A 12,812-nucleotide genomic window follows, 5' to 3' on the forward strand; every position below is an offset into this window, starting at 1 on the left:
CCATGCTGAAGATTCTCGGACTCTCGAAATCCTTTGGCGGCGTCAAGGCGACCGACAACGTCTCGCTCGACTTCGCCGACGGTTCGCTCACCGCCGTGATCGGCCCCAACGGCGCCGGCAAGAGCACGTTCTTCAACCTGATCACGGGCGCGCTGCGACCGGACGCCGGGCAGATTTTGCTCAACGGCGTCGACATGGCGGGCAAGGCCCCGCCAGAGATCGTGCGCCATGGCATCGGCCGCGCCTTCCAGGTCGCGAGCATCTTCCCGTCGTTGACGGTGGAGGAGACGATGCTCGCTGCAGTCTGTGCCGATCAGCGCCGCGCCGGCGTGATGCATCGCCGGTTTCCGCTGGCCGAGACGCGCGATCGCGCCGAGCATGCGATGGAGCTGCTCGGCCTCGCCGGCAAGCGCACCAGGACCGCGGCGACGCTGTCGCACGGCGACCAGAAGCTGCTCGATATCGCGCTCGCGCTGGTGCTCGAGCCCAAGGTGCTGCTGCTCGACGAGCCGACCGCGGGCATGGGCACCGAGGAGCGCTGGCGCATGATCGACAAGGTGCGTGAGCTCTGGGAGAAGCAGAAGATCACCGTCGTGTTCATCGAGCACGACATGGACATCGTATTCAAGATCGCGCCTCGGATCGTCGTGCTGTGCTACGGCCGCATCCTGGCGACCGGGACGCCGGACGCGATCCGCAGGAATGATGCCGTGATCGAGGCCTATCTCGGCAGCGACGACCACGCGGGAGCGGTGGCATGAGCGCGCAGCCGGTGGTGCAGGTCGACGACCTCGACGTCTATTATGGCACCAGCCAGATCCTGTTCGGCGTCGGCCTGTCGGTGCGGCAGGGCGAGACCATGGCGCTGCTCGGCCGCAACGGCGCCGGCAAGTCGACCACCATGAAGGCCATCATGGGGCTGACGCCGGCGCGCCGCGGCAAGGTGACCCTGCGCGGCCAGGTGGTCTCAGGAATGCGGCCGCATCACATCGCGCGAGCCGGGCTCGGCTTCGTGCCGGAAGACCGCCAGATCTTTCCCGAGCATACGGTGGAGGACAATCTCGTCATCGGCCAGAAGAAGGGACCTGATGGCGAGGACGAGTGGTCGATCCGCCGCGTCTATGACGTGTTCCCGCTGCTCGAGCCGCTGCGGCACCGGATCGCCGGAAGGCTCTCCGGCGGCGAGCAGCAGATGCTGGCGATCGCCCGCACGCTGATGGGCAATCCAGTGCTGCTGCTGCTGGATGAGCCGAGCGAGGGGCTGGCTCCGATCATCGTGCAGCGCATCGGCGAGTTGCTGCGGCAGCTCCGCGGCACCGGTGCCACAGTATTGATCGCCGAGCAGAACATGCATTTTTGCCTTGGCCTTGCGAGCCACGCGACGGTTATCGACAAGGGCCAGATCGTCTACACATCCTCGATCGAAGAGCTGAAGGCCAACGACAACATCCGGCAGCGCTATCTGGCGCTGTAGGGCATGATCCGGGAAAGAGCGTAGCGGTTTTCCCTCGCGACAAGCGCACAGCGTTTGCGCGGGGATCATGCCCCAAGGACAAGGCACTTCGACAGCGATGGGAGGACAAATGGCGGGCAAGCTGACGCCGACGCATGAAGCGCCGTATCGCGGGCTGAAGGTACTCGATTTCGGGCAGGGGATTGCCTCGCCCTATTGCGCGATGCTGCTCGGGGTCTACGGCGCCGACGTCATCAAGGTCGAGCCGCCGGAGGGCGACTGGTCGCGCTATCTCGGCACGACCTACGGCAATCACACGACGCTGTCGGCGGTCTACAACCGCGGCAAGCGCAGCCTGTGCCTCGACATGAAGCACAAGGACGGGATCACGATCGCGCAGCGGTTGGCGCGCGAGGCCGACGTCCTCATCGAAGGATTTCGCCCCGGTGTCGCGGAGCGGCTCGGGCTCGGCTATGAAGGCCTGTCGCGCGACAATCCCGGCCTGGTCTACCTGTCGGTCAGTGGCTTCGGGCAGAGCGGCCCCTACGCCCAGCGGCCCGGCTCGGATTCGGTCGCGCAGGCGTTCTCGGGGCTGGTCTCGGTCAATCTCGGCGCCGATGGCGTGCCGCATCGGGTCGGCACCACGATTTCCGACGTCGTCACCGGCGTCTATGCGTTCCAGGCCATCGCCACGACGCTGTTCGCGCGTGCGACCGTCGGCACCGGCCGCTGGATCGACGTCAATCTCTGCCAGTCGACGTCGGCGCTGCTCGGTCACAAGGTGGCGGAGTTCATCCTCGAGGGCGGCGCGCCGCGCGCGCTGAACGTTCCGGCCGGCACCTACCAGACCCATGACGGCTGGATGATGGTCACCCTGGTGAACGAGCCGCAATACAAGCGGCTGTGCGGTGTGATCGGCCGTGAGGATCTCGCCGGCGATCCGCGTTTTGCCGACTTCGCCAGCCGCGCCGATGCGGCCGACGCGCTGATCCCGCAATTGCGCGAGGTGTTCCTGACCCAGGCGACGGATGCCTGGCTCACGCGGCTGCATGCGGCCGATATCATCGCCGAGCGGATCCTCAATCCTGGCGAATGGCTGCGCAATGTCCATGTCGAGGCGACCAGGGCGTCGGTGCGCCAGGACACACCCGGCGTCGGCGCGGTCTACACGCCACGCACGCCAGGGATCGCGAGCCTGTCCGAGGATCACCTTTGCCCCGCGCCTGACGTCGGGCAAGATAGCCGCGCCGTGCTGACGGAGGCTGGCTTCGGTTCCGCCGAGATCGACGGCCTGCTGCTGTCGGGCGCCGTGCGGCAGGCCAAGAGCTAACGGGAGGCAACACACCATGAGCACCGACCTCGTTCGTTACTCGGTCACCGACCAGATTGCGGAGATCGTGCTGGATCGCGCGCCGGTCAACGCACTCAGCATTCCCCTGATCGACGCGCTGCTGGCGGCGCTGGCGAAGGCCCGCGATGATGAGGCGGTGCGGGCTGTGATCGTCAGCAGCGCCCATAAGGTGTTTTGCGCCGGCCTCGATCTCGACATCGTCAGGGGCAAGCCCGCGATCGAGACCAAGACATTCCTCGAGCGGCTGTATTTCGCGCTGAACGATACGCAGTATCGCATGGGCAAGCCGACGATTGCGGCGATCGATGGAGCGGTGCGGGCCGGCGGCATGACGATCGCGATCTCCTGCGACATGATCGTCGCGGGCGACGGCTCGACATTCGGCTATCCCGAGATCGATGTCGGCCTGATCCCGGCGATCCATTTTGTGCAGTTGCCGCGGCTGGTCGGAAAGCACCAGGCATTCGGCCCGCTGTTCCTTGGCGAGCCCTTCGATGCCGCGACCGCCTTTCGCATGGGGCTGCTCAGCGAGGTGGTGCCGAAGGGCACTGCGCTTGCGCGGGCGCGCGAGATCGCACGCAAGCTCGCGGCGAAATCGCCGATCGTGATGAAGATCGGACGCGACGCCTTCATGCGTGCGGTCGATGCCGATTTCCGCCGCTCGGTGGAAAACACGGCGGAAAGTTTTGTTGTGGTCGCATCGACGGAAGACTGCCAGGAAGGGCTGAATGCGTTCGTCGAGAAGCGGGCACCCAATTACAAGGGACGGTAAATGGCTGGATTGTATTTCGAGGAGTTCGAGATCGGGCAGGAATTCCACCACGAGTTCAGCCGGACCGTGACCGAGATGGACAACACCATGTTCAGCCTCCTGACCATGAACCCGCAGCCGTTGCATATCGACGCACATTTTTCCGAGAAGACCGAGTTCGGCCAGCGGCTGTTCAACAGTCTCTATACGCTCGGCATCATGATCGGCATGAGCGTATACGACACGACATTGGGAACCACCGTCGGCAATCTCGGCATGACCGACGTCAAGTTCCCCAAGCCGGTGTTCCATGGCGACACGCTGAAGGCGCACACCAGGATCATCGGCAAGCGCGCCAGCAAGTCGCGGCCGACCCAGGGCATCGTCGAGTTCGAGCACACCATGACCAACCAGCGCGGCGAGGTGGTGGCGAGCTGCCGCCGCACCGGCCTGATGCACTGCAAGCCGAAGGCGTAAGCGATGCGATCGTTCCTGTTCGTTCCCGGCGACAGCACCCGGAAATATGAAAGCGCGAAGAAGACCGCGGCCGACGCGCTGATTCTCGACCTCGAGGATTCCATCGCACCGGACCAGAAGGTGGTCGCGCGCGGGATCACGCGCCAGATGCTCGATGCGCGCAACCCGGAGCAGAAGCTCTATATCCGCGTCAACGCACTCGACACCGACCTGACGCTCGGCGATCTCGCCGCCGTGATGCCGGGCAAACCCGATGGAATCGTACTGCCGAAATGTGCCGGCGCCGCCGACGTCAACAGGCTCGCACTCTATCTCGACGCATTCGAAGCGGCCTCTGATATCGCGCAGGGCACCACGCGGATCGTGACGGTCGCGACCGAGACCGCGCGGTCGGTGCTGAAAATCCTCGATTTCGAGAACATGAGCCCGCGGTTGTGGGGCATGATGTGGGGCGCGGAGGATCTCGCGGCCTCGCTCGGGGCAACGCGCAACCGCAGCGATGGCCGCTATCACTCGCCCTTCATCCTGGCGCGCGATCTCTGCCTGATCGGCGCGGCCGCCGCCGGCGTCGTCGCGATCGATACCATCGCGACCGACATCAACGATCTCGATGCGTTGAAGGCCGAGGCGATCGCGGCGCGGCAGGATGGCTTCCTTGCCAAGGCCGTGATCCATCCCAAGCATGTCGACGTCGTGAACGCGGCCTTCATGCCGACGGATGAAGAAATCGCATGGTCGGAGCGGGTGATCGCCGCGTTCGCCAATAACCCATCGGGGGTCGCCAAGATGGACGGCAAGATGCTCGACAAGCCGCATCTGCGCGCCGCCGAGAAGATCCTGGCGTCGCGCAGGAAATAGTCGGCAGGCGGGCCGGACACCGCCATGTTGCGCGATAGCGAGGTGCGGCGGCGGCGGTCGCTGGCGATCGACTAACCGCAGGAATCAGGAATGAGCGACGGCCGACTTGCCGTCCTGCTGCTTTGACCACGAGACGTAGTAGGCGACGGCCGTCATCGCCGCGATGCCGGCGATGCTGACCGCGACCTGCCTTGCCAGTGAGTATGGGCCCGTAATCAGGATCAGGTGCGCAGCGAATGAGAGGAAGACGCCTGCACAAAACACGGCCAGCCACTCCTCGCCGCACTTGATGATCGGCTGCAAGGCGGGAGATCGCAGGTATTCCCAATCGCGCGGCACCAGCCACGTGAACAGGAACGTCAGGGTCAGGAAGTGCAGGATGCGATGAGGTGCGACATCCTCCCGGTCGTTTGGCGGCAGCATATCGCTCAGCCCGCTCGGCATCATTTGCGCGAGTGCCGGGATATCGCTGCTCGAGACGATAGTCAGGGCGAACAGCAGATACAGCAACGCTATGGCGCGCAGCGCGGGAGCAGCCTGCATCGCGCGGATCGCGGGCGCATATCGCGTGCCGATCAGCGCGAGCCAGCCGCCCATCACGAATAGCAATTGCCAGCAGAACGGATTGAGGTACCAGTCGCCATACGGATATGACGACAGGTTCCAGTCGAGCAGCCGGCCGGCCGCATAGAGGGTCACGGATGCGACGACCGTCACGTTCGGCACGTACAACAGCCCGAACACGATGATGGACTGGAACGCCATCAAGGCTATGGTGAGTTGCAGCACGTCGAGATTGAGCGGCTTGGCCTGCAGGAACAGGCCGTAGATTAACGTCCGGATCGGGTGGTCGATGAATCCGGTGATGTTGAACTCGCTGATGATCTCGGGCGCCGCGGTCCGGGTGGCGACATAGCTGATCAACTCGACATAGATCACGAACAGAACGATATAGGCGGCATAGAGCTGCCATACGCGCTTGAAGATGCGGGTTGCGGCCACCAGGAATCCGCGTTCCAGCGTCATCCTGGCGTAGATGAGCGTCACGGCGTAGCCGCCCACGAATACAAAAAGGTCGGTTGCGCCGCTGAAGCCGAAGTTGCGCATGGTCAGCGCGCCGACAACGTTGTGCGGAATATGGTCCAGAAACAGAAACCAGTTTGCGATGCCAAGCAGCAGCGCGATCCTGAGATCGCCATCGGCTTTCGCGATCTCGGCGTTTGTTGTCGAAGTCATCTGAAGCTGAAATTTGCCGGCCCGAGAAACGAATCGCTAATCTAGAGGGAACCCGCGCCTGGTCCGAATAGACTTTGCGTGAACCCTATCTAGTCCGTTTCGGGTTCCGGCCAAGTGGCCGGCTCAAGAAAGATCACGTTTTCGCAATCAACTCGTGAGCGGTGTCAGACCGGCTCGTGTTTGCGCAGGTCGCGGGCGTGATCGAGCGTATTGGCTTGCAGGTTTGCGCCGGTCACGGGGAGTTCCGGCAAGGCGGCCTCGGCCAGGAGATCGTCCGTGACATCCTCGACCGAACGCTCGGCAATCTCGTGAATGAAGCTGATGTTCGCATATTCTCCCGAGGCGATTCGTGAGACGACGTCGCGTCGTGTCATTTCGGGATCAACGATCGCCTCGCGGCCACGGCGGCCATAGTCGATCATCACGACGAAATACTGCATTGCCTGATCGTTCGATGTTCTGACTGTCACCGGGTATTATTTCCGATAATCGGAAGTATGTCAAGGTGAATTATTGAAAACCGAAATTCAGGCATGCATGGCCGGACCGATTCGGCTCGAAGGTGTCCGAATCGGTCCGGCCGGTCCCTGAAGCAGCACGGTTACTTCTCGGAAGATCGCCCGCCCTGCGTCCGGGCAGATTTTCGCCCCTTCACCGCCGACTTGCCGCGCAGCCTTTCGATCTGGCCGCGGGGCAGGGTGACGCAGATTTCGCCGATCCATTCGAGCTTTACGCCGTTGATCGGCTTGGCGTTGAAGCTCTTAAGGTTGACGGTGCCGGACGAACTGCCGCGTTCGATCGTCTTCAGATACCGCTCGCCGCTCTTCAGCCGGACCGCAGCTTCCTCTCCGTAGAAGCTCGACAGCGGATAGCGCTGCTCGCGATACACCACGATGACGTCGCCGTTCTCGTATTTCGGCAGCATCGAATCGCCTGAGACCTCGAAAGCGACGGTCTCCTCCGTCACCGGGAACGGAAGCTCGATTTCGCCGAGCCCCTCCGGCGGGACCTGCTCAAGCTCCGGCTGGATCGAGGCGCCGGCGCCGACCCGGCCCACGATCGGCACCGAATTCAGCTCCAAATACTCCATGATCGGGGCAATCTCGGATGCCTTGATCAACCTTATTCCCGACAGGATTTCGGAGACGGCCCCAGCCCGAACCCCCATCGCGCGGGCAAGCCCGCCTTTGCTCTTCCCGGTCTTTTCCAGTGCTCGTTCGATCAGTGCCGCGTCCAGCATGTTTCATCCTTTCCCAAACCCGGACACACTATATCCGTTACGATTATCAGAAACAAGCTTGACTTTTTCTTCGGAATATCGGAAGGTATGCGAGGCGCCGGCGGAATGACAGAAATGGGAATTTGGAATGGAAACGATGAACTGGCTGCCGGAGCATTCGGCAGCCTTGCAGGACCTCCGCGCCCGCGGCTTGTCCTATTCGGAAATCGCTGACACGATCAACGCTACCTTCAATACGGCCTATACACGCAATGCGGCGCTCAGCCGGGCGCAGCGCATGGGGTTGGCGGGCCTCGAAAGGCTCGAGCCGTCCCTGCCGGGGCACCTCGATCCGCCCAAACCGTCCCTGCCGGAGCTCCCAAGGATCGGGCGGCTGCATGAAGGGCGCGCCGAACCGACGCCCGATTTGCTTCGCGGGCCAAGGATCTTCATTGAAACGGTGGAGATGCCGCAACTTCGTTGCGCCACGGTCGTGCCGCGGCATCTTTCGCTGCTCGACCTTAAGCCCGGAGACTGCCGCTATCCCTATGGCGGGGATGGCGACGGCGAGACAATCACCTTCTGCGGTCATCCGTGCCGGTCGGGCTCGAGCTACTGCACCCCGCATTTTCACCTGAGTCGCGATCCTGAAGCCACGGCGAGGCCGGTGTTGAGCGCCGCCTGGCTTCAAGCCATCGGGGCCGGTTGAGGCAATTCATCACCTGACCGACGGACATCGGTCCGCAACCGCGATCGCGCGGAAGCCTCCGCGCGCCCATCATCAGACATTTTGGAGGTTACCAATGTCGCGAGCCAAGCGCCGGAAGCCGTACGATCCCGCCGGAGTGCACGATCGACGTGCCCAGGATCTGCCCTTTAATGCCGAGGTGGCGACCGTCGAGGTCGACGATCCCCTTGCGCTCGAGCCGGGCGAGAAGATCGTTGCCTTTCGCTCGATCCGCAACGATCCGCTCGGCCGGTTGCATGCGCACCGCCAGATCGACGATACGCAGTATCGGAGCGGCCGGGCGTTCCAGAACGACTGGGAAAAAGCCGAGCGCGGCCCGCGCGCGGTGGATACGACACGCGAATATGTCGATGGCGGCCTGCGACGCGAGCCGATCACCGAGGGGCAGCGCCAGGCGACGTTGCGCCTCAATCGCGCCGAGCATGAACTCGGCGCCGACGGTTCGGCACTGGTGCACGATGTTCTGATCCTCGGCATGACCATGGAGCAGGTTGGACAGCGGCGCGGACTGCGTACGCAGCGCTGGCAAGACTATTTTGCGCGGCGTCTCAAGGAATGCCTGGATCGGCTGGCGCTGATGTACGGGCTTGCGACGGCAAGCAGGGTTCCGGTGAAGGACCGTCAACGCTGACGTGATTGCTGACGTGCCGGTTTGCCGCGCTGGAATCCGGCACGGCAGCAACTCACGACATGACTGTGCCTTGCCTCACACTGAACTCATTCCTTGTGTGCGGTCGGGATTGGGCCCGGCCAGGCTGTGGCGAAGATGGTCGACAGCGGCACGGACTCTCATGTAACTTCCGTCGCGTCGACGACCTGCCTGCATTCGAGGCCTCTCGCGCGGGGAAGGGTCTGGTACGTCCACGCAAGGGAGTTTGCCGCTACGCACTGTGTACATCTTCTCTGCATGACGAACACCACGAGCAACGTGGATCGATGCCGACGCGGAGCCCAATCAAGATAACCCAAGGGAGAACCGACCGATGAATCACACTGGAAACTGCTTTTGTGGCGCCGTCGAACTCAAGGTCAGCGGGGAGCCCGAGGCAATGGGCTATTGCCACTGCCGTTCATGCCGTTCCTGGTCTGGCGGTCCGGTGAATGCGTTCAGCCTCTGGAAGCCCGAGGCGGTCGAGGTCACCAAGGGTGCCGACCACATCGCGACATTCGAGAAGACCGCGATGAGCCAGCGCAAATATTGCACAAAGTGCGGCGGTCACCTGATGACCAACCACCCGACGCTCGGGCTCGTCGACGTGTTCACCGCAACGATCCCGACGCTGAAATTCAGCCCGGGCGTTCACGTCAACTATTCCGAGGCAGTGCTGCAGATACGCGATGGCCTGCCGAAGTTGAAGGATTTTCCGGCCGAGTTCGGTGGCTCCGGCGAAATGATCGCCGAATAGCCCGAAGGCTCTCCATCACGAAAGCGGGTGGCGGCGGCGTGCCGCCACCCGTCTTCGTATGGGCTCCGCCCAACAGATCGGTATCCGGCAGGCTCGCTTCGCATGCGAGGCGTCTGACCATGTCGGCGGCCGCCCGCGCCGCCGGTCGTCCTGACCATTGACAGCCATGTCCGACGATGGTCCCGCCCTGCAAAATCCGGGTTTGGTTTTGCTGACGAGCTTCCGCTAAAAGGCGAGCAGTGCCGGTCTTGGCAGGGACCGTCGTATTTCGCCTGACAAAATAACAGAGGAAGCGTCAGATCATGACCAGACCAGAATTGCCGGGGCGCACGCCGCGCGGGGAGGGAGTTCCGACGGCGCTCGACGGCCTGCTGGTCGTCGACTTCACCCGCGTCGTGGCCGGCCCGGCCTGCACGCAAACGCTGGCCGACTTCGGGGCCGAAGTCATCAAGATCGAAAACCCGGACGGCGGTGATGACACGCGCGCCTATGAGCACGCCGAAATCGGCGGGGAGAGCGCGGCATATCTGAGCCTCAATCGCAACAAGCGCGGCATTGCGCTCGATTTCAACAATCCGGCCGCGCTCGAGGTCGCGCGCGCGTTGATTGCCAAGGCGGACGTCGTGGTGGAGAATTTCTCCGGCGGCGTGATGAAGAAATTCGGTCTCGATTACGCGTCGGTGGCGCCGACCAACCCGCGGCTGATCTATTGCTCGATCTCCGCCTACGGCCGCAAAGGCGATTTCGCGCTGCGCCCGGGCTTCGACCCGATCACGCAGGCCGAAAGCGGCTTCATGTCGCTCAACGGCTTTCCGGATGGCGAGCCGGTGCGCACCGGGCCGCCGATCGTCGACATGGCAACGGGCATGTCGGCCTGCAACGCCATCCTGTTGGCGCTGATCGCACGCGATCGGCTCGGTCGCGGTCAGCAGGTCGAGGTCGCATTGATCGACACCGCGGTGTCAATGACCGGCTTCTACGGCATGGCCTATCTCATCAATGGCAACAATCCCGGCCGTTTCGGCAACTCTCCGAATGGTTCGCCGACCGTCGGCGTCTATCGGGCGTCCGATGGTCCGCTCTACATGGCCTGCGCCAATGACCGGCTCTATCGCCGGCTGGTCACCGACGTGCTGGAACGCCCGGATCTCGTCACCGATCCCGAGTTTGCTCACCGCAAGGCGCGGACCGCCAACAAGGAGAAGCTGCGCGCGATCATTGCCAGCGTGTTTGCGGGCGACACGCTCGAGAACTGGATGGCGAAGATGAAGAAGGCCAACATTCCGGTTGGCTATCTGCGGACGGTCGAGGAGGGGTTCAACGCGCCCGAGGTGCGCGACCGGCATCGCCTGAGCAGGATTGCGCATCCAACCGCCGGCTCGGTTCCGAACATCGAGTCGCCGGTCAATATGAGCCTGACGCCGAGCATTGATCCCGTTGCGGCTCCGCTGCTCGGTCAGCATACGAAGGACGTGTTGAGCAAGACGCTTGGCTACGACGACCGGCGCATCGCCGCGCTGGCCGAGGCCGGCGCGTTTGGCAAGGCAGGCAACACCGGCTAGAGCCTTTTCCGTTCCGATGGAATCGGAACGGGGCTCCTAGATTCCAGTTTGAGGCGTTTCCTTGACGCGAACCGGTATCCGCTTCGCTCGAAAACGCTCCAGCGTGCTCGGCCTGCACAAAAGATCAACTACTCGCAAACCAACCTGACCGCGGGCGAGAGGAATCCTCTCGCCTCGCGAGATGTCTTTCAGGCGTCGCAGGCCCCGGCGCGTCGCCGGCGGCCCGGGAGCTCGTCCGTTTCGGGAACTCAGTTCGGCTTGCTGCGCAAGTTGTTCCTTGGCATACTTTCAACTTCCTCGGGCTCCGCCCGATCAATCTCGAGGCGTGCCATCCGGAGGATGAGGGTTGCCGTGGTGAGGCCGAGGCGTTCGGCCTCTTGTGCTGCGGTGTCGACCTTCTGGGCCAAGCCTTCACGTTTACCTGGGTATGCCATTCGTAATCCTCACTTAAGGTGCGAGATGAAAAATCCCACATACGTTGCAGAGCTGCAGAAGAAGCTCGGAGCTCCATCGAGCGAAACACTGGAAAGCCTGCGACTGTTGAAGGCTTTCCTTCGACTTGCGCCCGATCAGCGTTCCGAGGTCATCGAGCTGGTCGAACGTTTGGCGGTTGAGCCGCCGCGCGATCCCTCACTGTCCTGAGGTGCTCGCAAATCTTTCCTGTGCGTCAGTTGTTCATCGGCTTGGCGGGCGGCTGCGTCGCGATCACGTAGATTGCGCCGCCCTCGAGCGCTTCGGATTGATGCAGCGTGCCGGCTGGCAGCAGGATGGTATCGCCGGCGCCGACCACCCGCTCGCCGCCATCCCAGATGAAGTTCAGCCGGCCGCTGATGATCATCAGGATCTCGTCGACCGGATGAGTATGAAACTGATGCACCTTGCCGGCCGCATCATGCTGCAGCTCGACCGAGCCTTGGGCCGGGAGCAGGTTCAGAATCTCCGTGTCGATGGCAAATTCAGTCTTCGTGCCTGCGATGATCTGGGTCATGCTGCCTGCTCCTTGTTCGCGATCGGTTGCGCCTTGTTCTGCGCGAGCTTGGCGAAGGGGCAGCCCGAGCTCGCATTGTTGTCGTCGTGCAGGAAGTACTGCAGATACTCGCGGCCGTCGGTCGCACCGTAGCGGCCAAGAAGCGGAGAGGGGCTCGCGCTGTCGTACGGGATCAGGCGCTTGCGCACCTCCGCGAACGCGGCGTTCGCGGCTTTCTCCGTCCCGAGAATCTTCTCGAATACCCAGCGCGGCTGGAACGTGAGCATGAAGGCGCTGGACCGGCGGCTTTGCCGCATCACATGCGCGGGCGTCGTGCAGACCACGAAGATCGGCTCGCCCGCAAATGAGAACTCCCACATCGGGTGGTCGATCTGTTCCGGAATCTCCGATGGCCACGGGTTCTTGTCCAGCCGTGCGAGCTGGTCGAGCGTCAGCCACATCTTGCGATAATAGGCGTCGAGCGTCTGTACCGGGCGGGGCCGCGTGAACACGATCAACGAGGTGTTGGGACCGAACGAGCGCGCCTGCGAGACATATTGCCCGAGTTGCTCGCCCAGCACCGCCACATCATATGGATCGAGGAAAAGGTAGCGGAGCTGATCCTGGCGATGTCCGGTCACGCCGAACACGCAAGGGAACGGCCTTGCCTCGCTGCTCATCTGCGCTTCAAACTCGGAGAACATCACGCTCTGCCAGCTGCTGACCGGAAAGTTTGACGCGACTTCGCCTTTTCTCAAGAACAAGCGCTCCATAACACCCCCTA

General features: G+C 63.0%; 17 protein-coding genes. 11 read left to right on the top strand and 6 right to left on the bottom strand.

Annotation, left to right across the window (positions count from 1 at the left end; translation table 11 throughout):
* Window positions 1–2 precede the first annotated feature (2 nt).
* The 6 genes from IF803_RS28255 (at window position 3) to IF803_RS28280 (ending at window position 4,890) form a co-directional block, all read left to right on the top strand.
* Window positions 3–761 carry an ABC transporter ATP-binding protein gene (locus IF803_RS28255; protein WP_461194288.1) on the top strand — a complete coding sequence of 253 codons (759 nt, stop codon included), beginning with the start codon at window positions 3–5 and terminating at the stop codon, window positions 759–761.
* A complete protein-coding gene (locus IF803_RS28260) occupies window positions 758–1,474 on the top strand; it encodes an ABC transporter ATP-binding protein (RefSeq protein WP_028343189.1) in 717 nt (238 codons plus the stop codon). Before IF803_RS28255 ends, IF803_RS28260 begins: the two co-directional genes overlap by 4 nt.
* A 109-nt stretch (window positions 1,475–1,583) precedes the next feature.
* Entirely contained in the window at window positions 1,584–2,783 is a 1,200-nt protein-coding gene (locus IF803_RS28265) for a CaiB/BaiF CoA transferase family protein (protein ID WP_461194290.1), read from the top strand.
* Between the two features lie 16 nt (window positions 2,784–2,799).
* A complete protein-coding gene (locus IF803_RS28270) occupies window positions 2,800–3,576 on the top strand; it encodes an enoyl-CoA hydratase/isomerase family protein (protein ID WP_429037405.1) in 777 nt (258 codons plus the stop codon).
* Entirely contained in the window at window positions 3,577–4,032 is a 456-nt protein-coding gene (locus tag IF803_RS28275) for a MaoC family dehydratase (protein WP_016847346.1), read from the top strand.
* Between the two features lie 3 nt (window positions 4,033–4,035).
* Complete coding sequence (locus tag IF803_RS28280) at window positions 4,036–4,890, top strand: HpcH/HpaI aldolase/citrate lyase family protein (RefSeq protein WP_304496290.1); 855 nt, start codon at window positions 4,036–4,038, stop codon at window positions 4,888–4,890.
* Between the two features lie 84 nt (window positions 4,891–4,974).
* On the opposite strand, the gene IF803_RS28285 is transcribed toward IF803_RS28280, so the two are convergent.
* The 3 genes from IF803_RS28285 to IF803_RS28295 form a co-directional block, all read right to left on the bottom strand.
* Window positions 4,975–6,126 carry an OpgC domain-containing protein gene (locus tag IF803_RS28285; protein WP_461194291.1) on the bottom strand — a complete coding sequence of 384 codons (1,152 nt, stop codon included), beginning with the start codon at window positions 6,124–6,126 and terminating at the stop codon, window positions 4,975–4,977.
* A 164-nt stretch (window positions 6,127–6,290) separates the two neighbouring features.
* A complete protein-coding gene (locus tag IF803_RS28290; RefSeq protein ID WP_038383504.1) occupies window positions 6,291–6,566 on the bottom strand; it encodes a hypothetical protein in 276 nt (91 codons plus the stop codon).
* A 161-nt stretch (window positions 6,567–6,727) separates the two neighbouring features.
* Window positions 6,728–7,366, bottom strand: coding sequence for a LexA family transcriptional regulator (locus tag IF803_RS28295; protein ID WP_028343184.1), 639 nt, complete (start codon window positions 7,364–7,366; stop codon window positions 6,728–6,730).
* Window positions 7,367–7,493: 127 nt separating this feature from the next.
* Here IF803_RS28295 and IF803_RS28300 point away from each other — a divergent pair, with 127 nt between their 5' ends.
* The 4 genes from IF803_RS28300 to IF803_RS28315 all read left to right on the top strand — a co-directional run bounded on the left by IF803_RS28300 (window position 7,494) and on the right by IF803_RS28315 (window position 11,061).
* Window positions 7,494–8,054, top strand: coding sequence for a GcrA family cell cycle regulator (locus IF803_RS28300; RefSeq protein WP_461194292.1), 561 nt, complete (start codon window positions 7,494–7,496; stop codon window positions 8,052–8,054).
* A gap of 94 nt (window positions 8,055–8,148) precedes the next feature.
* Window positions 8,149–8,724, top strand: coding sequence for a DUF6456 domain-containing protein (locus IF803_RS28305; RefSeq protein WP_461194294.1), 576 nt, complete (start codon window positions 8,149–8,151; stop codon window positions 8,722–8,724).
* Window positions 8,725–9,076: 352 nt separating this feature from the next.
* Window positions 9,077–9,499, top strand: a complete 423-nt coding sequence (locus tag IF803_RS28310; RefSeq protein WP_026193083.1) for a GFA family protein — start codon at window positions 9,077–9,079, stop codon at window positions 9,497–9,499.
* Window positions 9,500–9,798: 299 nt separating this feature from the next.
* Window positions 9,799–11,061: a CaiB/BaiF CoA transferase family protein gene (locus tag IF803_RS28315; protein WP_461194330.1), complete on the top strand. Its 1,263-nt coding sequence runs from the start codon at window positions 9,799–9,801 to the stop codon at window positions 11,059–11,061.
* Window positions 11,062–11,309: 248 nt separating this feature from the next.
* Here IF803_RS28315 and IF803_RS28320 read toward each other — a convergent pair whose 3' ends face one another.
* Window positions 11,310–11,468: a hypothetical protein gene (locus IF803_RS28320; RefSeq protein ID WP_225645895.1), complete on the bottom strand. Its 159-nt coding sequence runs from the start codon at window positions 11,466–11,468 to the stop codon at window positions 11,310–11,312.
* Window positions 11,469–11,520: 52 nt separating this feature from the next.
* On the opposite strand from IF803_RS28320, the gene IF803_RS28325 reads away from it, so the two are divergent.
* Complete coding sequence (locus IF803_RS28325; RefSeq protein ID WP_016847357.1) at window positions 11,521–11,703, top strand: hypothetical protein; 183 nt, start codon at window positions 11,521–11,523, stop codon at window positions 11,701–11,703.
* A 25-nt stretch (window positions 11,704–11,728) separates the two neighbouring features.
* Here IF803_RS28325 and IF803_RS28330 read toward each other — a convergent pair whose 3' ends face one another.
* Entirely contained in the window at window positions 11,729–12,049 is a 321-nt protein-coding gene (locus IF803_RS28330) for a cupin domain-containing protein (protein WP_028343180.1), read from the bottom strand.
* Window positions 12,046–12,732 carry a YqcI/YcgG family protein gene (locus IF803_RS28335; RefSeq protein ID WP_245288834.1) on the bottom strand — a complete coding sequence of 229 codons (687 nt, stop codon included), beginning with the start codon at window positions 12,730–12,732 and terminating at the stop codon, window positions 12,046–12,048. Before IF803_RS28335 ends, IF803_RS28330 begins: the two co-directional genes overlap by 4 nt.
* Between the last annotated feature and the right edge of the window lie 80 nt (window positions 12,733–12,812).

Source organism: Bradyrhizobium sp. UFLA06-06, from assembly GCF_054820065.1.